21 protein-coding genes are annotated in these 21126 nt (G+C 66.8%); 11 read left to right on the top strand and 10 right to left on the bottom strand.

The window, feature by feature from the left end:
• Nucleotides 1-240 precede the first annotated feature (240 nt).
• From EYZ64_RS15035 to EYZ64_RS15005, 7 genes are read right to left on the bottom strand one after another with little or no spacing between them, the layout of a single operon-like run.
• Nucleotides 241-582 (bottom strand): metal-sulfur cluster assembly factor, encoded by a 342-nt coding sequence (locus tag EYZ64_RS15035; protein WP_135454321.1) that lies wholly within the window; start codon nt 580-582, stop codon nt 241-243.
• Nucleotides 579-1031 carry a Fe-S cluster assembly sulfur transfer protein SufU gene (gene sufU, locus EYZ64_RS15030; protein ID WP_167858118.1) on the bottom strand — a complete coding sequence of 151 codons (453 nt, stop codon included), beginning with the start codon at nt 1029-1031 and terminating at the stop codon, nt 579-581. The genes EYZ64_RS15035 and sufU overlap by 4 nt, the downstream gene beginning before the upstream one ends.
• Before the next feature lie 2 nt (nt 1032-1033).
• Entirely contained in the window at nt 1034-2290 is a 1257-nt protein-coding gene (locus EYZ64_RS15025; protein WP_135454317.1) for a cysteine desulfurase, read from the bottom strand.
• Between the two features lies 1 nt (nt 2291).
• The gene (gene sufC / locus EYZ64_RS15020; protein ID WP_135454314.1) at nt 2292-3065 is read right to left on the bottom strand and encodes a Fe-S cluster assembly ATPase SufC; all 774 of its coding nucleotides are present in this window, start codon (nt 3063-3065) and stop codon (nt 2292-2294) included.
• Nucleotides 3065-4216 carry a Fe-S cluster assembly protein SufD gene (gene sufD / locus EYZ64_RS15015; protein ID WP_210115654.1) on the bottom strand — a complete coding sequence of 384 codons (1152 nt, stop codon included), beginning with the start codon at nt 4214-4216 and terminating at the stop codon, nt 3065-3067. The genes sufC and sufD overlap by 1 nt, the downstream gene beginning before the upstream one ends.
• A 54-nt stretch (nt 4217-4270) precedes the next feature.
• A complete protein-coding gene (gene sufB / locus EYZ64_RS15010; RefSeq protein ID WP_135454309.1) occupies nt 4271-5701 on the bottom strand; it encodes a Fe-S cluster assembly protein SufB in 1431 nt (476 codons plus the stop codon).
• Nucleotides 5698-6546, bottom strand: a complete 849-nt coding sequence (locus EYZ64_RS15005) for a helix-turn-helix transcriptional regulator (protein ID WP_210115513.1) — start codon at nt 6544-6546, stop codon at nt 5698-5700. Before EYZ64_RS15005 ends, sufB begins: the two co-directional genes overlap by 4 nt.
• A gap of 65 nt (nt 6547-6611) precedes the next feature.
• Here EYZ64_RS15005 and mptB point away from each other — a divergent pair, with 65 nt between their 5' ends.
• The 5 genes from mptB (at nt 6612) to EYZ64_RS14980 (ending at nt 11912) form a co-directional block, all read left to right on the top strand.
• The gene (gene mptB / locus EYZ64_RS15000) at nt 6612-8288 is read left to right on the top strand and encodes a polyprenol phosphomannose-dependent alpha 1,6 mannosyltransferase MptB (RefSeq protein WP_167857839.1); all 1677 of its coding nucleotides are present in this window, start codon (nt 6612-6614) and stop codon (nt 8286-8288) included.
• Entirely contained in the window at nt 8285-9217 is a 933-nt protein-coding gene (locus tag EYZ64_RS14995) for an ABC transporter ATP-binding protein (RefSeq protein WP_135454307.1), read from the top strand. Before mptB ends, EYZ64_RS14995 begins: the two co-directional genes overlap by 4 nt.
• The gene (locus EYZ64_RS14990) at nt 9214-9996 is read left to right on the top strand and encodes an ABC transporter permease (RefSeq protein ID WP_135454305.1); all 783 of its coding nucleotides are present in this window, start codon (nt 9214-9216) and stop codon (nt 9994-9996) included. Before EYZ64_RS14995 ends, EYZ64_RS14990 begins: the two co-directional genes overlap by 4 nt.
• 97 nt (nt 9997-10093) lie before the next feature.
• A complete protein-coding gene (locus EYZ64_RS14985) occupies nt 10094-11020 on the top strand; it encodes a COX15/CtaA family protein (RefSeq protein ID WP_135460020.1) in 927 nt (308 codons plus the stop codon).
• An 88-nt stretch (nt 11021-11108) separates the two neighbouring features.
• Nucleotides 11109-11912: a DeoR/GlpR family DNA-binding transcription regulator gene (locus EYZ64_RS14980; RefSeq protein WP_135454303.1), complete on the top strand. Its 804-nt coding sequence runs from the start codon at nt 11109-11111 to the stop codon at nt 11910-11912.
• On the opposite strand, the gene EYZ64_RS14975 is transcribed toward EYZ64_RS14980, so the two are convergent.
• Both EYZ64_RS14975 and EYZ64_RS14970 read right to left on the bottom strand, forming a co-directional pair.
• Entirely contained in the window at nt 11895-12632 is a 738-nt protein-coding gene (locus EYZ64_RS14975) for an inositol monophosphatase family protein (RefSeq protein ID WP_135454301.1), read from the bottom strand. The genes EYZ64_RS14980 and EYZ64_RS14975 overlap by 18 nt on opposite strands.
• The gene (locus tag EYZ64_RS14970) at nt 12629-13444 is read right to left on the bottom strand and encodes a BtpA/SgcQ family protein (protein WP_135454299.1); all 816 of its coding nucleotides are present in this window, start codon (nt 13442-13444) and stop codon (nt 12629-12631) included. Before EYZ64_RS14970 ends, EYZ64_RS14975 begins: the two co-directional genes overlap by 4 nt.
• A gap of 196 nt (nt 13445-13640) precedes the next feature.
• Here EYZ64_RS14970 and EYZ64_RS14965 point away from each other — a divergent pair, with 196 nt between their 5' ends.
• From EYZ64_RS14965 to EYZ64_RS14940, 6 genes are all read left to right on the top strand, one after another.
• A complete protein-coding gene (locus tag EYZ64_RS14965; protein ID WP_135454297.1) occupies nt 13641-15128 on the top strand; it encodes an FGGY-family carbohydrate kinase in 1488 nt (495 codons plus the stop codon).
• Nucleotides 15125-15925, top strand: a complete 801-nt coding sequence (locus EYZ64_RS14960) for an SDR family NAD(P)-dependent oxidoreductase (protein ID WP_135454295.1) — start codon at nt 15125-15127, stop codon at nt 15923-15925. Before EYZ64_RS14965 ends, EYZ64_RS14960 begins: the two co-directional genes overlap by 4 nt.
• A 62-nt stretch (nt 15926-15987) precedes the next feature.
• Nucleotides 15988-17325, top strand: coding sequence for an ABC transporter substrate-binding protein (locus tag EYZ64_RS14955; RefSeq protein ID WP_135454293.1), 1338 nt, complete (start codon nt 15988-15990; stop codon nt 17323-17325).
• A 40-nt stretch (nt 17326-17365) separates the two neighbouring features.
• Nucleotides 17366-18232: a carbohydrate ABC transporter permease gene (locus EYZ64_RS14950; RefSeq protein WP_135454290.1), complete on the top strand. Its 867-nt coding sequence runs from the start codon at nt 17366-17368 to the stop codon at nt 18230-18232.
• The gene (locus tag EYZ64_RS14945; RefSeq protein ID WP_135454288.1) at nt 18229-19044 is read left to right on the top strand and encodes a carbohydrate ABC transporter permease; all 816 of its coding nucleotides are present in this window, start codon (nt 18229-18231) and stop codon (nt 19042-19044) included. Before EYZ64_RS14950 ends, EYZ64_RS14945 begins: the two co-directional genes overlap by 4 nt.
• A gap of 18 nt (nt 19045-19062) precedes the next feature.
• Nucleotides 19063-20133, top strand: a complete 1071-nt coding sequence (locus EYZ64_RS14940; protein WP_135454286.1) for an ABC transporter ATP-binding protein — start codon at nt 19063-19065, stop codon at nt 20131-20133.
• 25 nt (nt 20134-20158) lie between these two features.
• Here the strand turns inward: EYZ64_RS14940 and EYZ64_RS14935 are convergent, their stop codons facing one another.
• Complete coding sequence (locus EYZ64_RS14935; protein ID WP_167857838.1) at nt 20159-21097, bottom strand: ATP-grasp domain-containing protein; 939 nt, start codon at nt 21095-21097, stop codon at nt 20159-20161.
• Between the last annotated feature and the right edge of the window lie 29 nt (nt 21098-21126).

Here is a 21126-nt window from a genome sequence, read left to right as displayed (position 1 = left end):
TAGTCCTGAACCCGGCGTAGCGGAAACGAGCCGAGACTCGGCGGCAGCGGGTGCAACCCGATCTCCGGGATGCGCAACGTCCGTTCGAATCCGACCGTGACCGGCCCCAGGACCAACCGGTTTACGTCAGGACTGTGCCCCATGCGCGCCTCCGTTTCGCCTAGTGGCGATATTGGTAGCACCGGGTGCCGACAAGCCTGTCGGCTGAACGGGGTGGCGCCCAGGAGAGGCGCCCGGCCGTCAGACCGTGAAACCGAGGGCGCGAAGCTGCTCGCGGCCGTCGTCGGTGATCTTGTCCGGCCCCCACGGCGGGTTCCAGACCCAATTGATCTTGATCTCGTTCACCAGGCCCGCGCCCACCAGCGCGGTGCGTGACTGATCCTCGATCACGTCGGTCAGCGGGCAGGCCGCCGAGGTGAGCGTCATGTCGATAAGGGCGACCTTGCCGGCATCACCCTCCTCGACATCGAGGCCGTACACCAGGCCCAGGTCGACGACGTTGATGCCGAGCTCGGGATCCACCACGTCACGCATGGCCTCCTCGACGTCGGCCAGCAGTTCGTCAGAAGCGGTGTCACTCATCGCTTGTCCTCCACGTCGTCGCTGGCCTGCACCAGCGCATCTTTAAAAGCCATCCAACCCAGCAGCGCACACTTCACCCGCGCCGGATACTTGGCGACACCGGCGAACGCGATGCCGTCACCGATTACATCTTCGTCCCCCTCCACGTTGCCGCGTGAGGAAATCATCTCGGTGAATGCCTCGACCGTCTTGAGTGCATCGCCGACGCTCAGGCCGATGACCTGGTCGGTGAGCACCGAGGTGGCGGCCTGGCTGATCGAACAGCCCTGCCCGTCGTACGAGATGTCGGCCACCGTTTCCGCGTCGTCGGAGAGTGCGACCCGCAGCGTCACCTCGTCCCCGCAGGTCGGGTTGACGTGATGTACCTCGGCGGCGAACGGCTCCCGCAGTCCGCGGTGATGCGGATGCTTGTAATGGTCCAGGATCACTTCCTGGTACATCTGTTCCATTTTCACGAGAAGAACTCCACGGCGCGCTTGATGCCGGCCACCAGGCGATCCACCTCGTCGAGCGTGTTGTACACCGCGAACGACGCGCGAGCCGTCGCGGCGATCCCGAAGCGACGATGCAGCGGCCAGGCGCAATGGTGTCCGACGCGTACCGCGACGCCCTCGTCGTCGAGCACCTGCCCGACGTCGTGGGCGTGGATCCCGTCGACCACGAAACTGACCGGGGACCCACGATGATCCATCGTCGTCGGTCCGATGATGCGCACCTGGGGAAGTTCGGACAGTCCTTCCAGCGCGGCCGCGACCAGTTCGGCTTCGTGCGCCTCGACGGCGCCCATCCCGATGTCGCTCAAATACCTTGCCGCAGCAGCTAATCCGACCACCTGCGAGGTCATCGGGGTGCCTGCCTCGAAACGCTGTGGGGCCGCCGCATACGTGGTCTGTTCCATCGTGACGGTCTCGATCATCGAACCGCCTGTGATGAACGGCGGCATCGCGTTCAACAGCCGCCGCCGGCCGTAGAGGACGCCGATACCCGTGGGGCCGAGCATCTTGTGACCCGAGAATGCCGCGAAATCGACGTCGAGAGCGTGGAAGTCGACCGGCTGGTGCGGCACCGACTGGCACGCGTCCAGCACGGTCAGAGCGCCGACCGTCTTGGCCCGCGACACCAATTCGTCGACTGGGGCAACCGCACCTGTGACGTTCGAATGATGGCTGAACGCCACCACTTTCACCCGCTCGTCGAGCTCCAGCGAATCCAGATCGATGCGGCCGTCATCGGTGACGCCATACCATCTCAGCGTCGCACCGGTGCGCTGGGCCAATTCCTGCCACGGAATCAGATTTGCGTGGTGCTCCAGCTCGGTGGTGACGATGACATCGCCGGGGCCGACGGCAGTCTCGAACCGCTTGTCCCCCAGCACATACGACACCAGGTTGATCGACTCGGTGGCGTTCTTGGTGAACACCAATTCGTCGGTCTCGGCACCGACGAACGCCGCGATGTCGGCACGGCCCTGCTCGTAGGCGTCGGTGGCCTCTTCCATCAGCTGATGCGCACCGCGGTGCACCGCACCGTTGGAGGTGGTGAGGAATTCCCGTTCTGTGTCGAGGACCTGTAGCGGCTTCTGCGACGTCGCACCGGAATCCAGGTACGCGAGCTGTTTCCCACCGCGCATCACCCGGCTCAGGATCGGGAAATCAGCTCGGATCCTGGCCAGCCCGGCTTGGTCCAATGTCGCCGCCGAGGTGGTCATCTCAGGCTCCGACGGCTTGGGTGAAGCGCACGTATCCGTTCTCTTCGAGCTCGTCGGCGAGTTCGGGCCCGCCCGATTCGACGATGCGCCCACCCACGAACACATGCACGAACTGCGGCTGGATGTAGCGCAGGATCCGGGTGTAGTGGGTGATCAGCAGAACGCCGCCGTGCTCGGCTTCGGCATAGCGGTTGACGCCCTCGCTGACGATGCGCAGCGCGTCGACGTCCAGGCCCGAGTCGGTCTCGTCGAGGATCGCGATCTTCGGCTTGAGCAGGCCGAGCTGCAGGATCTCGTGGCGCTTCTTCTCGCCACCGGAGAAGCCCTCGTTGACGCTGCGCTCACCGAACGCCGGGTCGATATCCAACTCGTCCATCGCGGCCTTGACTTCCTTGACCCAGTGGCGCAGCTTCGGTGCCTCGCCCCGAACGGCGGTGGCCGCCGTGCGCAGGAAGTTCGACATCGACACCCCGGGCACCTCGACCGGGTACTGCATGGCCAGGAAGAGGCCCGCGCGCGCCCGCTCGTCGATGCTCATCTCGAGGACGTCCTTGCCGTCGAGGGTGATCGAACCGGAGGTGACGGTGTACTTCGGGTGCCCGGCGATGGCGTAGGACAGCGTCGACTTGCCGGAGCCGTTGGGGCCCATGACCGCGTGGGTCTCCCCCGACTTCACGGTCAGGTCGACACCCTTGAGGATCGGGATCTCGGTGTTCTCAGCGCCTTCGGCGGCGTTGACCGAGACGTGCAGGTCCTTGATTTCCAGAGTGGTCATTAGTGCGTAGCTTTCGATTCGGTGATGGCAAGTTCTTTTTCGATGGCTGCGGTCAGGCGCTCACGCACCTCGGGGACAGCGATCTTGGCGATGATCTCGTTGAAGAATCCGCGTACGACCAGGCGGCGGGCCTGATCCTCGGGGATGCCGCGGGCGCGCAGGTAGAACAACTGCTCGTCGTCGAAACGTCCGGTGGCACTGGCGTGCCCGGCACCGACGATCTCGCCGGTCTCGATCTCCAGGTTGGGTACCGAATCGGCGCGGGCGCCGTCGGTGAGCACCAGGTTGCGGTTCACCTCGAAGGTGTCGGTACCGGTGGCCTCGGCCCGGATCAACACGTCGCCGATCCACACCGTGTGCGCGTCGGGCTTCTTGGAGTCCGGATCTCCCTGCAGGGCGCCCTTGTAGAGGACGTCGGACTTACAGTGCGGCTGGGCGTGGTCGACCAGCAACCGCGACTCGAAGAACTGACCGTCGTCGGCGAAGTACGTACCGAGCATCTTGGCGTCACCGCCGGGCCCGGTGAACCGCACGGTGGCCGAGGTGCGCACGACATCGCCACCGAGGGTGACGTTGACGTGCCCGAGCACCGCGTCCTTGCCGAGCTTGGCGTGGTGGGAGCTGACGTGCACCATGTCGTCGGCCCAGTCGGCGATCCAGATGACGCCGAGGCCGGCCGCGTCACCGACGATGATCTCGACGTTGTCGGCGTAGGTTCCGCTGCCGCGCAGATCGACCACGACGATCGCCCGGGACAGTTCCTCCACCCGGATCTGAAGGTGGCCATAGCCCACGGTGTCCACACCGGGCCCGTCGACGACGATCTCGATCGGCTCGGCCACCTCGGTGTCGCGCTTGACCGTCACCACCGTCGCCGTCTCGAACGACGAGTAGGCCTGGGCGGCAACGCGATCGGTGGGCACACCGCCCTCGCCGAGACGCTTGTCGTCGCGGCCGACGGTCTCCACGGTCACACCCGGCCGCTCGGTCACGGTGATGCCGGCCTTGCCGTTCGCGACAGCCGAGCCGTCGTGTAGACCGCGAAGCCTCTTGAGCGGGGTGAATCGCCACAGCTCGTCGCGACCGCCAGGCACCTCGAAGGCGTTGACATCGAACGATGCGAACAGCTCGCCCTTGTTGGCGGCAGCCAACGTTGAGCCTGAGCTGTGAGCGGCCGTTGCTCCGTCAGTCAGATTCTGTGTCACTTAACCGACCGCGCCTTCCATTTGCAGCTCGATCAGCCGGTTCAGCTCGAGCGCGTATTCCATGGGCAGTTCCTTGGCGATGGGCTCGACGAAGCCGCGCACCACCATCGCCATCGCCTCGTCCTCGGTCATACCGCGGCTCATCAGGTAGAACAGCTGATCCTCGCTGACCTTCGACACCGTGGCCTCATGACCCATCGTCACGTCGTCCTCGCGGATGTCGACGTACGGGTAGGTGTCCGAGCGACTGATCGTATCGACCAGCAGCGCATCGCATTTCACGCTCGACTTGCTACCGTGCGCGCCCTTGTTGATCTGGACCAGGCCGCGGTAGGAGGCTCGGCCGCCGCCACGGGCCACCGACTTGGACACGATGTTCGACGACGTGTTCGGGGCCAGGTGCAGCATCTTGGCGCCGGTGTCCTGGTGCTGGCCCTCACCGGCGAACGCCACCGAGAGCACCTCACCCTTGGCGTGCTCACCGGTCATCCAGACCGCCGGGTACTTCATGGTGACCTTGGAGCCGATGTTGCCGTCGATCCACTCCATGGTGGCGCCGGCCTCGGCCCGGGCCCGCTTGGTGACCAGGTTGAAGACGTTGTTCGACCAGTTCTGGATCGTGGTGTACCGCACCCGCGCACCGGGCTTCACGATGATCTCCACGACAGCGGAGTGCAGTGAATCGGACTTGTAGATCGGCGCGGTACAACCCTCGACGTAGTGCACGTAGGAGCCCTCGTCGGCGATGATCAGCGTCCGCTCGAACTGGCCCATGTTCTCGGTGTTGATCCGGAAGTAGGCCTGCAGCGGGATGTCGACGTGCACACCCGGCGGCACGTAGATGAACGAACCTCCCGACCACACCGCGGTGTTCAGCGCCGAGAACTTGTTGTCGCCGGCCGGGATCACCGTGCCGAAGTACTTCTTGAAGATCTCGGGCTGCTCACGCAGCGCGGTATCGGTGTCCAGGAAGACCACACCCTGGGCCTCGAGGTCCTCACGAATGGAGTGGTAGACCACCTCGGACTCGTACTGCGCGGCCACGCCGGAAACCAGACGCTGCTTCTCAGCCTCCGGGATACCCAGCTTGTCGTAGGTGTTCTTGATGTCTGCCGGCAGGTCGTCCCACGTGGCGGCCTGCTTCTCACTGGAGCGCACGAAGTACTTGATGTTGTCGAAGTCGATGCCCTCGAGGTTGGAACCCCAGTTCGGCATGGGCTTCTTGTCGAAGGTGCGCAGCGCCCGCAGCCGGGTCTCCAGCATCCATTCCGGCTCGCTCTTCTTGGCCGAGATGTCACGCACGACGGCTTCGGACAGGCCGCGCTGCGCACTGGCGCCTGCGACGTCCGAGTCCGACCAGCCGTAGCCGTAGTTGCCCAGCGACGCGATGGTCTCTTCCTGGGTCAATGGCGTTTCGGGCGTGATGGTCATGTCGCCGCTCCTTGTTTGATCGTGGCGGTCGTCCGGGCGCGGGCTGTGCTCCGAACCTTGGTCGAACTGTCTGTACTTGCCTTGTTTTCGACGCTGTCCGCATCGAGTGGGACGTGAGTGGTGCAGGCGCAGTCACCGTTGACGATGGTGGCCAGGCGCTGCACGTGGGTGCCCAGAATCTCGGCGAACGCCTCGTTCTCCGTCTCACAGAACTCCGGGAACTCTTCGGCGACGTGCGAAACCGGGCAGTGATGCTGACAGATCTGCACACCGTGGATCGGGCCGTCCACCGGATTCGTTGTGGTGGCATACCCGGCCCTACTCAACGCGCCGGCCACCCGCTCGGCGGTGTCGGCGACTCCGCCCGGCCCCTCGGTGACCCCGGCCAGGATGGTGTCCATCCGGCGCCGCGCGAACGTCCGCACGGCTTCCTTGCCACCGATTTCGCGCAACTGCCGAATCGCAGCGACCGCGAGGTCGTCGTAGGTGTGGCCGAGTTTGGCGCGCCCCGCAGCAGTCAACCGGTAGCGCTTGGCGGGGCGACCCCGACCGTTGTGCTGCCACGCAGCGGCGGCGCTGGCTTGCGCATCGCCGGCCTCGATCAGGGCATCGAGGTGACGACGCACGCCGGCAGCCGAAATGCCGAGCCGCTCGCCGATCTGCCCGGCCGTGATGGGCCCCTCCAGCAAGAGGTGGATGATCGCGCGCCGAGTATGTCCGTCGGAAGCCGGCACCACGTCGTTGACCGGCTTCGGCGCACTGACCGAAGCCGAGCCCGCAGCCGCCCGACGTATTTTCACAACACCATTGTGACGGAATTCCCCGCGGGGTTCTAGCAAGGGCACCCTTACGTGACCTGGGCCACCGTTGCGTGGCGAAGACCGCGTCCGCCGACGGTTACGCTGCCCTGATGGCAAGCCGCCTGTCGACCTTCAGCTCATCGATCGCCCGGTGGCACGGCGACGAACGCACCGTCGGGTCCCCGCTCAATCCCGCCGAGGTCATCGCGCAGCGCCGTACCCGGCTGTTCGGGGCCACCGGAACCGTACTCATGGCGATCGGCGCCCTCGGCGCGGGCGCCCGCCCCGTCGTGCAGGATCCGACCTTCGGCGTCCGGCTGCTCAACCTGCCCTCCCGCATCCAGACCGTGTCGCTGACCATGACCACCACCGGCGCGGTGATGATGACGCTGGCCTGGCTCATGCTGGGACGCTTCGCCCTCGGCCCACGCCGGATGTCGCGCAGCCAGCTCGACCGCACGCTGTTGCTGTGGGCCATACCCCTGCTGATCGCGCCGCCGATGTACAGCAAGGACGTCTACTCGTATCTGGCCCAGAGCGAGATCGGGTACATCGGGCTCAACCCCTACAAGGTCGGCCCGGCGACCGGTCTCGGGCTCGATCACGTGTTCACGTTGTCGGTGCCCAGCCTGTGGCGCGAGACCCCGGCGCCGTACGGACCGCTTTTCCTGTGGATCGGCGAGAGTATCTCCGCCCTGACCGGCGAGAACATCGTCGCCGCCGTGCTGTGCCACCGCGTCGTGGTGCTTCTCGGTGTCGGCCTCATCGTCTGGGCCACACCGCGGCTGGCCCGGCGCTGTGGCGTCGCCGAGGTCAGCGCTCTGTGGCTGGGCGCCTGTAATCCCCTGCTGTTCATGCACCTGGTGGCCGGGATCCACAACGAGGCGCTGATGCTCGGGCTGATGCTGGCCGGCACGGAGTTCGCGTTGCGCGGCATCGACGCCACGGCTCCATTAATTCCCCGGCCACTGACCTGGCCGCACTCACGCGAGGACTGGGAGCACTGGTATCCCGCGGCGATGCTGCTGGCCGGCACGGTGCTGATCACCCTGTCCTCCCAGGTCAAGCTGCCGTCACTACTGGCACTCGGATTCGTGGCGATGGCCCTGGCCTGGCGTCTGGGCGGCACGATCAAGGCGTTTTTCGTGGCGAGCATCCCACTCGGCACGGTGTCTATAGCAGTGATGGCCCTGATCGGCTGGGCCAGCGGGCTGGGCTTCGGGTGGCTGGGCACCCTGGGCACGGCCAACGTGGTGCGCAGTTGGATGTCACCGCCGACACTGCTGGCCCTGGGCACCGGCCAGGTCGGCATCCTGCTGGGGCTCGGCGATCACACCACCGCGGTACTCGCCCTGACCCGCGCCATCGGCGTCTTCCTGATCGCGATCCTGGTCAGCTGGCTGCTGCTGGCCGTGATGCGCGGCCGCCTGCATCCCGTGGGCGGTCTGGGCGTCGCCCTCGGCGGCACGATTCTGCTGTTCCCGGTGGTCCAACCGTGGTATCTGCTGTGGGCGGTGATCCCGTTGGCCGCGTGGGCAACCCGGCCGGGGTTCCGCGGATCCACGATCGCCATCACGCTGGTCGTCGGCATCTTCGGTCCGACGGCCAACGGCGACCGGTTCACGTTGTTCCAGATCGTGATGGCGACGCTGGCCAGCGCGCTGATCGTGCTGATCCTGATCGGGCTGACGTGGCGCCGGCTACCGTGGCGCGCGTCACGTCAGACGGACACAAGCCCACCGCCGGCACGCACGCAGTCCCCCGACGCCTACGCTGAATCCCCGTGACCTCGCGTTCTGAACATCCGGTGCTGCTCCGCGGCGTCAGCAAGCGCTACGGATCGACAACAGCGGTCGCCAACCTCGACCTCGACGTGCAACGCGCCGAGGTGCTCGCCCTGCTCGGCCCGAACGGCGCGGGCAAGACCACCACCGTCGAGATGTGCGAGGGCTTCATCCGCCCCGACGGCGGCCGCGTCGAGATCCTCGGCCTGGATCCCGTTGCGGACAACGCGCAGTTGCGCGAACGGATCGGCGTGATGCTGCAGGGCGGCGGCGGGTACCCCGCAGCGAAGGCCGGCGAGATGCTCAATCTGGTCGCCTCCTACGCCGCCGATCCCCTCGACCCGGCCTGGTTGATGGACACCCTCGGCCTGACCGAATCCGCCCGCACCACCTACCGGCGGTTGTCGGGCGGTCAGCAACAACGCCTGGCACTGGCCTGCGCCGTGGTGGGCCGCCCGGAGTTGGTCTTCCTCGACGAGCCCACCGCCGGAATGGACGCCCACGCCCGAATTGTGGTGTGGGAGTTGATCGATGCGCTGCGCCGCGACGGTGTCACGGTCGTGCTGACGACCCACCATCTCACCGAGGCCGAAGAACTCGCCGACCGGATCGTCATCATCGATCACGGCGTTGCAGTCGCCACCGGCACACCGGCCGAGCTGACCCGCAGCGGTGCCGAGAACCAGCTGCGGTTCAGCGCGCCACGCAAGCTCGACCTGTCCCTGCTGGCGGCCGCCCTACCGGAGAACTACAAGGCCACCGAGACCGCTCCCGGCGAGTACCTGGTCGAGGGGCACATCGATCCGCAGGTGCTGGCCACCGTGACAGCGTGGTGCGCCCGACTCGACGTGCTCGCCACCGATATGCGAGTGGAGCAGCGCAGCCTCGAAGATGTTTTCCTCGACCTGACAGGACGGGAGCTGCGGTCATGACGAGTGCTACGAATCGATTCGCCCCGGGCACCTTCTCCCCGGACCCCCGCCCGGCCAAGGTGCCGGCCATGCTGGCCGCCCAGTTCGGGCTGGAACTGAAGTTGCTGCTGCGCAACGGCGAACAGCTGCTGCTGACGATGTTCATCCCCATCACGCTGCTGGTCGGGATGACACTGCTGCCGCTGGGCTCGTTCGGCGACAATCGGGCGGCGACCTTCACTCCGGCCATCATGGCCCTGGCCCTGATCTCCACGGCGTTCACCGGGCAGGCCATCGCGGTGGCTTTCGACCGCCGCTACGGGGCCCTGAAACGGCTCGGCGCCACCGCGCTCCCGGTGTGGGGAATCATCGCCGGCAAGTCGCTGGCAGTCGTGACCGTCGTGTTCTTGCAGGCGATCCTGTTGGGCGCCATCGGTTTCGCGCTGGGTTGGCGCCCTTCACCGGCGGGGCTGGCGCTGGGTGCGGTGATCATCGCCCTGGGGACGGCCACGTTCGCCGCGTTGGGGCTGTTGCTCGGCGGCACCCTCAAGGCCGAGATCGTGCTGGCCCTGGCGAACCTGCTGTGGTTCGTGTTCGCCGGTCTCGGCGCGCTGACCCTCGAAGGCGGCCCGGTTCCGTCGGCGCTGCGCTGGGCTGCCCGGCTCACGCCATCGGGAGCCCTCACCGAATCCCTGACCCAGGCGATGACGGTGTCGATGGACTGGTTCGGCGTGGCCGTCCTTGCGGTGTGGGGTGCCGTCGCCGCGATCTGCGCGCTGCGCTGGTTCCGGTTCACCTGATTCACACCAGCCCTACTACGGGCTGTAGTTCCTGATCAACTACGATCAGCCCGTGCCCGGCGGAACAGCTTTCCAGCGACTGGTCGATCTGCTGCCCATGCCGAGTCTTCGGGTCCAGCGCCTGATCGCGTTCCTGGTGATCCTCACCCAGGGCGGTATCTCGGTCACCGGGGCGATCGTCCGGGTCACCGCGTCCGGACTGGGCTGTCCTACCTGGCCCCAGTGTTTCCCGGGCAGCTTCACGCCCGTCCCGCATGCCGAAGTCGCCGTCGTGCACCAGGTGGTCGAGTTCGGCAACCGGATGATCACCTTCCTGGTGGTACTGACCGCCATCGCCGCCGTCCTGGCCGTGACCAGGGCCCGCCGTCGCCGCGAGGTGTTGATCTACGCCTGGCTGATGCCGGCGTCCACCGTGGTCCAGGCGATCATCGGCGGCATCACGGTGCGGACCGGCCTCCTGTGGTGGACCGTGGCCATCCACCTGCTCGCATCTATGGCGATGGTCTGGCTCGCGGTTCTGCTGTTCGTCAAGATCGGTCAGCCCGACTCCGGTGCGCCCACCGCAGCCGCGCCGAAACCGTTGCGGCAGTTGACCGCGCTGAGCGCCGTCATCCTGGCCGCAGTCCTGGTGACGGGCACGCTGGTGACCGGCGCCGGCCCGCATGCCGGGGACAAGAGCCTGGATCGCGTGGTCCCGCGTTTACAGGTCGAGATCACCACGCTGGTGCACATGCATTCGTCGCTGCTCGTCGCCTACCTGTCGCTCATCATCGCGTTGGGATTCGGACTCACCGCGGTGCGCGCACCACGCCCGGTCATGGTCCGCCTCGGTGTCCTGGTGGCACTGGTGTGCGCACAGGGGCTGATCGGGATCGTGCAGTTCTACACCGGGGTGCCCGCCGTCCTGGTCGCGGTGCACGTCGCCGGCGCGGCCGCCTGCACCGCGGCCACCGCGGCGCTGTGGGCGTCCATGCGTGAGCGGGTGCGACCCGCCGGTGATAGCGCGGCGGACTCCGACCACTGACTGTTGGGGCATCAGCACCGATCCGGCCCGGCGCGCCCACACCTGTGATTGCTGTGAATAATTCACAACAGTCCCCTACGCTGCAACCATGGCACCAGGCATGAACGCCCACGCGCGGCGGGCGGCGATCGCCGCGCGGATCCACACCGACCGCGAAGTCGATTTCACCACCCTGGCCGACGAATTCGAAGTCTCGGCCATGACCATCCGCCGCGATATCGAACGGCTCGAGGAACAAGGCATCGCCCGCCGGGTACTGGGCGGCGCGATCGCGTTCGGCGGCAAGTCGACCGAACCATCCTTTGCCTCGCGGGCCGCCGATGCCGCCGACGAGAAACTGCATATCGCCCGCGGGGTCGCCGATCTGCTGACTCCGCGCGAAACCGTGATCTTGGACAGCGGCAGCACGGTCCTGGCAGTGGCCCGGGCCCTCAAGGGCCGCAATCTGGGACTCACCGTGATAACGCCCAGTGTGCTGGTGGCCGTCGAACTCGCCGACGAACCCGATACCACCATCCTGCTGACCGGAGGAAAGGTCCGCCCCGGCGAGCTGAGCCTGATCGGCGCCGAGGCCGAGGACTTCTACCAGCGCTACAACTGCGACACCTATGTCATGGGCATCGCCGGAGTGGACGGGAAACGTGGTGCTTCGGAATACCATCGCGAGGAAGGCAATGTGAAGCAGGCCGCCATGCGGGCGGCGGACCGCGTGATCGTGGCCGCCGATGCCACCAAGCTCGGCCGAGTCCAGCTGATCAATGTCGCACCGGTATCGGCCATTTCCATCCTCGTCACCGACGGCCCGCCGACGCATCCCGCGGTCGAGGCCCTGCAGTCGGCCGGAGTTTCGGTGATCTGCGTCAACGCAGAGCGGTCAACTCCAGCGCGCTGACAGCACCGAGTCGTGCCCCTGGGGCCGCGACACCCGGACCCCGGCCTCCTCGGCGATCAGAGCGCCCGCGGCCCAATCGTGCACCGCCAGGTCGTCCTCGACGAACGCGTCGAGACTGCCCTGAGCCAGCAGACACAGATCGACCGCCGCCGCACCGAACCGGCGCATATCGGTGTAATCGGTCATCAGGGCACCGAGTTCGCCCAGTTGCCTGCGCCGAAGACCGGGATCGTAGGACAGCCCGGTACCGACCAGCCGCGCCGACGATTGCACCATCGCGAGCGGCAGACGCCTCTCACTCGATCCCGAGTCGACCTGTGCCCCAAGATTTTTCGCGGCACTCCAGGTTGTGGCCAGCGCGGGCGCACACACCGCGCCGGCCAGCCAGCTACCGTCGGCCATCGACCGCGCCGCCACCGACGTGCCGAAATACGCGATACGCCGGGTGTAGTTGGTGGTGCCGTCGAGCGGGTCTACCACCCACTGCACCGGCCCAACGCCGGTGTGCTCGGCCAACTCCTCGCCGAGCACACCATCGTCGGGCCGAGCGTTCAACAACACGGCGCGCACCGCCTCTTCGGCGGCACGGTCCACGATGGTCACCACATCGCCGGCCGCACTCTTAGTCTCGGCCTGCACCGGTTCACCCCACTGCCGCAGGCACACCGCGGCCCCATGCCGGGCGGCCTCGACCGCCAGGCGGCGCAGCTGTTCACTCATAGCGTCTTGCGGAATTCCTTGACCGCGGTCATCAATTCGGCGGCACGGGAGGCCACGGCGCGGTTCTCGAAGATGCCGCCTTCCTTGAAGTAGGTGCCAACGACCGCCCCGTCCGCGATCGACAACTGGTCGGCAGCGTTGTGGGCGCGCACTCCCGTGTTGACGAACACCGGCACCGCACCCGCGTTGTCCTTGACCACCTGCAATGCCTGGGTATCCGTTGATGCACCCGCGGTCAGTCCGGAGACACAGATACCGTCCGGCTTGGTGGCGAACACGGTGGTGGCGGTGACCGAAGCGAGGTCACGCTCGGCCAGATACACGGCCGACTCCGGAACGATGTTGAACAGCAGCTTCACCCCGTCGCCACCGATGCGGTGACGGTGCCGGGCGACCTCACCGACATTGGTGTTCCACAGGCCGAAGTCGCTGGCGTACACGCCGGTGAAGATCTCGCGGACCCACTGCGCACCGGTGGCCACCGCCAGATCGATGGAGGCCCGCCCGTCCCACAGCACGTTCACGCCGTAGGGCCCCGAGATATCGGGCAGAAGCTCACCGATCACCCGGGCCATGGTGATCGCGGTGATCGGTTCGGTCTTGGTCAGGTACGGCAGGCTGAACTCGTTGGAGAACATCACACCGTCGACGCCGCCCTCCTGCAGCGCCGCCAGCTCACCGCGAGCCCGGTCCACGACCGCACGAATACCGGCGGCCGAGTCGAATCCCGGGTCCCCCGGCAGTGCCGCGAGATGCAGCATCGCGATCACGGGCTTTCGCACAGCAAATACGTCGTCGAGCCAACTGTTCATGGGGCGTCTCTCCGCTTCGTCATCGGCGTGTTTCGCTACAACACCTGTTACTAAATCACAGTGATCGTACAGAATCTCGTGAGATGTCGTGACTATCCCACACATCTTGTGAGAATCTAACAGCGTCAGTAGTGTGGTCCCACCGCGGCAATGGCTGCGCGCAACGCACCCAAGCGAACCCAAGGGGAAGGACGGCATGCCGGAGTTCACGATCGGGATCGACATCGGCACCACGGGCACCAAGACCGTGCTCGTCGATATCGGCCAAGCACGCATCGTCGCCCAGGCCACTTGCGGCGCCCCGCTGTATTCGGACGCCCCCGGGCAGGCGGAAGCCGACCCGGCCAAGTGGCTGGACAATGTGCACGACGGGATCCGCGCCGTATTGGCCGATTCCGGCATCTCCCCCAAGCGGATCGGCGCGCTGTCGACCACCGGCATGGTCCCGGCGGTCGTCCCGGTCGACAGCAACGGTGCGCCGGTTCGCCGCGCCCTGCTGCAGAACGATGCGCGCGCCACAGCGGAGATCACCGAACTCCGAGATGCCCTTGACAACGACGTCGTGCTGCGAGCCACCGGATCGGCGGTGACCCAACAATCCGTGGGGCCCACCGCCCTGTGGCTGCAACGGCACGAACCTGAAATCTGGCGCGCCACCGCACACCTGGTCGGCTCATACGACTGGGTGCTCATGGCCCTCGGTGCTCCCGCGCACGTCGAGCTGAACTGGGCCATCGAATCGGGGCTCGGCACCGTCGACGGACACCGCTTCGAGCCCATGTATGACGCGGCCGACCTGGCAGCCGGGCTGGTGCCGACGGTGCTCTCCCCCGGAGCGCAGGCCGGCGAGCTCAGTGCCGCCGCCGCGGCCGCCACCGGCCTGCCCGCAGGGCTACCGCTGATCGTCGGCGGCGCCGACCACGTGCTCTCGGCCTACGCGGCCGGGATCAACAACGAGGGCGATTGGCTGGTGAAGCTTGGCGGCGCCGGAGACATCCTGGCCGCCGCCGACCACCCGGTGATCGACGCCCGGCTCTACCTCGATGCCCATCCCGTTCCGGGCCGCTGGCTGCCCAACGGCTGCATGGCAACCAGCGGCAGCCTGATCCGCTGGTTCCAGACCCTGTCCGGCGGCATCGACCTGGTGGCACTGGATGACGAGGCCGATGCCCGCAGGCCCGCCGAAATCCTCTGTCTCCCCTATTTTCTCGGCGAGAAGAGCCCGCTGCACGACCCCGATCTGCGCGGCGCCTTCGTCGGGCTCGATCTCGCCCACAACCGCGCCGACATGTACCGCTCGGTGCTGGAAGCCATCGCCTACGGCTTCAAACATCACACCGAGGTGTTCGCCTCGATGGGCGTGCCGCTGCGGCGGGCCCTGGTCACCAACGGCGGCAGCCGATCGGTGCTGTGGAAGCAGATCCTCGCCGACGTACTCGACACCCCACTCTCCCCGATCATCGGCCATCCCGGCGCCTCACTCGGCGCGGCGATCATCGCGGCCGTCGGCACCGGCATGCTCGAGGGCTGGGACAGCACCGAGGCCTTCCAGACCGTCGGTGAACCCGTTGTGCCCAACCCCCGACACGTCGACCGTTACGCCGAGGCCTATACCGAATGGCGCGAGCTCGGCGACGTGCTCACCCCCGTTTCCCACCGCATCGCCCGAAAGGCCCGGTCATGACCTCCCCTGACAACTCTGCAACCACCACCGACGCGCCACAGACCGTCGTCGTCACCGGCGCCGGCTCCGGCATCGGCCGGGCGATCGCCACCACCCTGGCCGACCGCGGCTGGCGGGTGGTGGCAACCGATATCGACGAGGTCGCGGCCGAGCAGACCCGCGCCGGTCTGGCCGGAACCGGGCATGAGGCCGGCCGGCTCGATGTCACCGACGCGGCCACCGCCGGCCGGCTCGCTGATGATGTAGCCGACCGCACAGGGCTGCACGCATGGGTCAGCAATGCAGGCATCTCGGCGATGGCCAGCTTTGTCGACGTTTCTCCCGAGCAACTCGACCGCAGCCTCGACATCAACCTCAAGGGCGTGTTCCTATGCGGGCAGGCCGCGGCTCGCGCCATGATCCGCACCGGCGTGCGCGGAACCATCGTCAACACCGCATCGATGGCGGCCAAGCAGGGCCGGGTGCCGTTCCTGGCGGACTATGTAGCCTCCAAGTTCGGCGTGTTGGGTCTCACCCAGGCGATGGCCTATGAGCTTGCCGCCCACGGCATCACTGTCAACAGCGTGTGCCCCGGTTTCGTCGCCACCCCGATGCAGACCCGAGAATTGGAGTGGGAGGCCACCCTGAGCGGCTCCACTCCCGACGGCGTGCGCCAGTCCTGGGTCGATGCCACCCCCCTGGGTCGGTTGCAGACCCCCGACGACGTCGCCCGCGCGGTGGCGTTCCTGGTTTCCGAGGATGCTCGGTTCATCACCGGAGAAGCACTGTCCGTCAACGGCGGTGCCTACATGGATTGAGCGGAATCCGTCCCAGTGAACGCCTCGATCCACCCCACCCGCATCAGGGAAAGTGAGAACGCATGAAAATTCCGATGTTGAGCCGGCGGGCGGCCCGACGTGCCCCGTCCAAGGCGACCCGGTGGTTGCCTGCGGTCGTTGCCGCCGCCGGACTCACCCTGGCCGGCTGCGCCGGCACCGGCGGCTCCGGTGAGCAGAGCTCATCCGGGCTCGGCGATGTTCCGACCGACACCAGCGCCACCGTGCGGGTTCTGATGGAGAATGTGCCGGACACCGACGTCGTGAAAAACCTTGTCGGGCAGTTCAACCAGAAGTACCCCAGCATCAAGGTCCAAATCGAGACCATGACCTTCGACCAGATGCGTGACCGTCTGGTGTCGTCGTTCCAGGCTTCCGAGCCGGCCTACGACCTGATCGTGGTGGACAACCCGTGGATGGACGATTTCGCCGCAGCCGGGTTCCTTGAGCCGCTCAACGACCGGATCTCCTCGACCACCGGGTATGAGCCCAACGACTTCTTCCCGTCGCTGACGGCGATCACCGACGTCGAGGGCACCACGTACGGGGTACCGTTCTATAACTACGCGCTGGGATACATCTACAACACCGGCGATCTCAAGTCGGCCGGCCTGACCGTCCCCACCGATCTGGACGCCCTGGTCTCCACCTCGCAGAAGCTCAAGACCGCCGATCGGGCCGGCATCGCGATGCAGCCCCAGCGCGGCTACAAGATCTTCGAAGAATGGGCCAACTGGCTGTTCGCCGCCGGCGGGTCGATCTACGGCGAGGACGGCAAGCCCACGCTGAACACCGAACAGGCTGCCCGCGCCCTGAACGCCTACATCGACACCTATCGCACCGCTGCCCCGGCCAACAGCCTGGCCTGGGGATTCGACGAGGCCTTCCGCTCGATCTCCAGCGGTAAGGCGGCTTCGATGATCGGCTACAACTGGAACCTGCCCGCACTCAACGACCCCGCCGGAGCTTCGGCGCAGCGTGCCGGCCAGTTCGCCCTGGCCCCCATCCCGGGCGGCAAATCGGCTCTGGGACTGTGGAGTTGGGCCATCCCGGCCAACTCCGGCGCAGCCGACGCAGCCTGGGCGTTCGCCTCCTGGGTGACCTCACCTGAGGTCGACGCGCAGCGGGTCGCCGACGGTGGTGCCGTGATCCGGAAGAGCTCGCTGACCAATCCGAAGGTGCTCGCCGACGGGTATGGCGCCGACTACTACAAGACCGTCGGTGAGATCCTGGCCGACGCGTCCCCCCTCACCCAGGGCAAGGGCGGCGAGGAGATGATCCAGGCGGTCGGCACCGAGCTCAACGACGCCGCCGCAGGCAACAAGAGCGTCACCGACGCACTGCGCGACGCGCAGGCAGCTGCGGAGCGGATCCAGCAGTGACCGTAGGGAATCCGGCGGCCACCATGGCGGGGGTGTCCAAATGAAGTTCAAGTACGGCATGCTCATGCCGTTGCTCGCCCTGTTCGCTGTGGCCGTCGGATTCCCGCTCTGCTACGCGGCCTACTTGTCGCTGACCAACTACAAGCTGACCGATCGTAAGCAGCCTGGTTTCGTCGGCGTGGCGAATTTCACCAACGCCCTGTCGAACTCGGCGTTCTGGGAGGCGTTCGCCACCACCGCGATCTACGTGGTGATCGCGGTGACCGCGGAGCTGGTGATCGGTTTCGCCCTGGCCCTGGCGCTGCATCAGCAGCGCTGGGCCAAGGACCTGTCCCGGGCCATCGTGCTCGCGCCCATGTTCATCACCCCGATCGCGGTCGGGTTGATCTTCCGGTTCCTGCTCAACGACCAAATCGGCGCCGTTCCGGCGCTGCTGCACGCGGTGGGGAGCGACTATGACTTCTTCGGCTCAGGCCGAGCGCTACTGACTCTGGCCTTCATCGATGTCTGGCAGTGGACACCGTTCATGGTCCTGCTGATCCTGGCCGGCCTGGAATCGATGCCCAAGCAACCCATGGAGGCCGCGCGCGTCGACGGTGCCGGGCCGGTCTACCGGTTGCGCCGGGTGCTGATCCCGATGCTCGCCCCGGTGCTCACCGTGGCGGTGCTGCTGCGCGGCCTGGACGCCCTGCGGGTCTTCGAATACGTCTACGCCACCACCCGCGGCGGACCGGGCACCGACACCCAGACGCTGCAGTACTACATGTATCTCGAAGGCATCCAGTTCTTCCGGCTCGCACAGGCCAGTGCCATGGCCTTCATCGTGCTGGCGGTCGTGCTGGTGGTGATCGTGGTGGCGTTTCGCACCATGGAACGCAGCCGGGCCTCGGAAAGGACTGTCCGATGACCCGACCCCGCGGGCTGGAGATCCTGCGTCTCACCGTGCTCACCGCCGCGTTCGTATTCGTCCTGTTTCCCATCGCCTGGGTAGCGCTGGCGAGTTTCAAGACGCCCGAACAGATGTCGGAGCCGTTCCTCATCGCTTTCTCCCCCAGCCTGGCCAACTGGCAGAACGTGCTGGATTCCGGCGTCTTCGCCGCCGCGGGCCGCAGCGCGCTGGTGGGCATCATCACGGTATCGATCAGCCTGGTGGTCGGCAGCATGGGCGCCTACGTCATCGCCAAGTACCGCGCCGGTGGCTCGCTGACCCGGTTCGGCATGCTGGCCGCCCAGGTGGTTCCGCCTGCGGTGATGGTGTTCCCGTTCCTGACCATGGCGCACGCGCTGCGGTTGACCGACACCCTGGCGCCGGTGATCTTCGCGCATCTGTCCTTCGTCCTGCCACTGGTCACCTGGTTTCTAATCGGCTTCTTCGAGGCCGTTCCCGCCTCGTTGGAGGAACAGGCCCGGGTCGACGGTTTCACCCGCTGGCAGGCGTTCCGGATGGTGGTGCTGCCGCAGGTGTACCCGGGTATCGGGGCCGCGGGCATCTTCGGGTTCACCCTGTCGTGGAACGACCTGTTCTACGGGCTGATCTTGGCGCCCGGCAATGCGGCGATCCTGCCGGTGGCGATCGCGAACTTCAACACCTTCCGCGGTGTGCAGATCGGCACCATGAGCGCCGCCATCATGATCGCGATCGTTCCGGTCGTGATCGCCAGCTTCTTCATCCAGCGACGCTTGGTCCAAGGGATCAGCGGCGGCGCGGTCAAGTACTAGACAAGCAAGGATTCGGATATGGCATCGGTGAAGTTCTCCAAGGTCGGAAAGTCTTACGGGACAACGACTGTGGTCTCCGATCTCGACCTGGAATTGACCGACGGCAGCCTGACCGTGCTGGTCGGCCCGTCCGGGTGCGGTAAGACCACATCGCTTCGGATGCTGGCCGGGCTGGAGGAGATCACCTCCGGCAGCATCCACATCGGCGACCGTGATGTGACGGCGCTGGAACCCAAGGAACGCGATATCGCCATGGTGTTCCAGAACTACGCTCTCTACCCGCACCTTACGGTCCGGGAGAACATCGCGTTCCCGTTGCGGGCCAAGCGAATTCCGCGCGCCGAGGCGTTGCGGCGGGCCGATGAGATCGCCGAATCACTCGGCCTGGGCAAGCTGGTCGAGCGTAAACCCAAGGATCTGTCCGGCGGGCAGCAGCAGCGGGTCGCGATCGGCCGGGCCATCATCCGCGAACCCGCGGTGTTCCTGTTCGACGAGCCGCTGAGCAACCTCGACGCCAAGCTGCGGGTGGAGACCCGCACAGAGCTGCTGCGGCTGCAGCGAAAGCTGGGCATCACCGCCCTGTACGTGACGCACGACCAGGAAGAGGCGATGACGCTGTCGGACCGCATCGTGGTGATGCGCGACGGGCACATCGCACAGGCCGGTCCGCCCGAGGAGGTTTACCGGCGCCCAGCCGACACCTTCGTGGCCACCTTCGTCGGCAGTCCGAAGATGAACCTGATCGACGGCTCGGTCAGCGGCGGTGAGCTGCGCACCTTGTCCGGCGTGCGGATGGCCGTTGGCGGACCGGACACGGCAGCGGTGACGATCGGTGTGCGCCCCGACGATGTCATCCTCACCCCGGCCACCGGCACCGGCACCGGGACCGGCGACGGCGTGGCCTCGGTCGAGCTCGTGGAACTACTGGGGCCGCGCGCCATCGTCACGGTACGGGCCTCCGACATGCTGCTCACCAGTGTGGTGGAAGCCGCTGCACTGCCCGACATCGAGCCGGGCGCGACCGTCGCGCTCTCGGCCCGCGAGGTGCACCGGTTCGACGTGGCCACGGGGTCCCGGCTCCCAGACTGACGCCCGCGCCGGTCCCTACCGCGGGTCAGAAACCCCGGTGTGACAGCGGGCCCAGCCCGAATCGCTCAAGGGCGTCCTCCACACCGACGGCGAACCGCCGCTCAGCGTCCTCCCGCGCGGTCTGATCGAGCTGCCGGAATCCCAGTCCAGGCTCGACCAGTTCGAGTTCGAGCAGGCGGGGATCGTCCGCGCCACCGATCACGTCGACCCGGGCGTACACCAGATCTTCGGGCTCAAGGTCGAACAATCGGGTCACCGCATCGATGGCCAGGCGGCCGACCCGCCAAACCTCGTCGTCAGGGTCGGCCGGCGACAGCGACTCCTGCGCGTAGGTACCGGTTTCCTCGAACTCGGGTGACTGTCCGGCCGGAGGCAGGATCGGCCCCTTGGTGAACGCGTGGGACTCCTTGCCGCCCAGGAACACCAGTGCGGTCTCGCCGTCGGCGATCCGCGGGTCGTACGGCTGCACCAACACGGCGCGACCCTTGGCCTGCAGGGCTGCCGCGTGGGCCAGGGCCTCGGAGGCGTCGACGAACCGCTGAGCCCCGGTCGAGCCGGCACCCACCGCGGGCTTCACCACGACTTCGCCATCTGGCACGCTGACCTTGTCCCCGACCGCGAAGTACCCGGTCGGCACGACCGGAACCCCCATGCGGTGCAGATCGTCGAGGTAGCGCTTGTCGGTGTTCCACTCCACGATCTGCGGCCGGTTGATCAAGTGGGGCACCGATCGCGTCCAGGCCAGGAACTCGTCGAGACGCTCGGTGTAGTCCCAGGTGGCCCGAAGGATGACCAGGTCGGCATCGAGGGTGGCCGGGTCGTCCCAGGACAGCCAGCGGGCGTGCAGACCGCGGTTACGCAGCGCCTTGAGCAGGCCGGCGTCGTCGCCGTCACCTTCCGGCAATGCCGCGCAACCGGCCAACACGATGCGGGGATGGAACACATCCGGACGGGCGAGCTTCACCCCCGCGATGATAGGTGTGGATGATGGAT

The sequence above is a fragment of the Mycobacterium sp. DL99 genome (assembly GCF_004762045.1).
Lineage (GTDB): Bacteria > Actinomycetota > Actinomycetes > Mycobacteriales > Mycobacteriaceae > Mycobacterium.
The sequence above is the reverse complement of the archived record's forward strand: the minus strand, read 5'-3'. Positions and strand labels throughout refer to the sequence as shown.

Excerpts from the sequence above, each read along its gene's own strand:
- sufB (WP_135454309.1), bottom strand. The coding sequence starts at position 5,701 with ATGACCATCACGCCCGAAACGCCATTGACCCAGGAAGAGACCATCGCG.
- EYZ64_RS14950 (WP_135454290.1), top strand. The coding sequence starts at position 17,366 with ATGAAGTTCAAGTACGGCATGCTCATGCCGTTGCTCGCCCTGTTCGCT.
- EYZ64_RS14985 (WP_135460020.1), top strand. The coding sequence starts at position 10,094 with ATGCCGAGTCTTCGGGTCCAGCGCCTGATCGCGTTCCTGGTGATCCTC.
- EYZ64_RS14975 (WP_135454301.1), bottom strand. The coding sequence starts at position 12,632 with ATGAGTGAACAGCTGCGCCGCCTGGCGGTCGAGGCCGCCCGGCATGGG.
- EYZ64_RS14945 (WP_135454288.1), top strand. The coding sequence starts at position 18,229 with ATGACCCGACCCCGCGGGCTGGAGATCCTGCGTCTCACCGTGCTCACC.
- EYZ64_RS15035 (WP_135454321.1), bottom strand. The coding sequence starts at position 582 with ATGAGTGACACCGCTTCTGACGAACTGCTGGCCGACGTCGAGGAGGCC.
- EYZ64_RS14960 (WP_135454295.1), top strand. The coding sequence starts at position 15,125 with ATGACCTCCCCTGACAACTCTGCAACCACCACCGACGCGCCACAGACC.
- EYZ64_RS14980 (WP_135454303.1), top strand. The coding sequence starts at position 11,109 with ATGGCACCAGGCATGAACGCCCACGCGCGGCGGGCGGCGATCGCCGCG.
- sufU (WP_167858118.1), bottom strand. The coding sequence starts at position 1,031 with ATGGAACAGATGTACCAGGAAGTGATCCTGGACCATTACAAGCATCCG.
- EYZ64_RS14990 (WP_135454305.1), top strand. The coding sequence starts at position 9,214 with ATGACGAGTGCTACGAATCGATTCGCCCCGGGCACCTTCTCCCCGGAC.
- EYZ64_RS14970 (WP_135454299.1), bottom strand. The coding sequence starts at position 13,444 with ATGAACAGTTGGCTCGACGACGTATTTGCTGTGCGAAAGCCCGTGATC.
- EYZ64_RS14965 (WP_135454297.1), top strand. The coding sequence starts at position 13,641 with ATGCCGGAGTTCACGATCGGGATCGACATCGGCACCACGGGCACCAAG.
- mptB (WP_167857839.1), top strand. The coding sequence starts at position 6,612 with ATGGCAAGCCGCCTGTCGACCTTCAGCTCATCGATCGCCCGGTGGCAC.
- sufC (WP_135454314.1), bottom strand. The coding sequence starts at position 3,065 with ATGACCACTCTGGAAATCAAGGACCTGCACGTCTCGGTCAACGCCGCC.
- EYZ64_RS14940 (WP_135454286.1), top strand. The coding sequence starts at position 19,063 with ATGGCATCGGTGAAGTTCTCCAAGGTCGGAAAGTCTTACGGGACAACG.
- EYZ64_RS15025 (WP_135454317.1), bottom strand. The coding sequence starts at position 2,290 with ATGACCACCTCGGCGGCGACATTGGACCAAGCCGGGCTGGCCAGGATC.
- EYZ64_RS14955 (WP_135454293.1), top strand. The coding sequence starts at position 15,988 with ATGAAAATTCCGATGTTGAGCCGGCGGGCGGCCCGACGTGCCCCGTCC.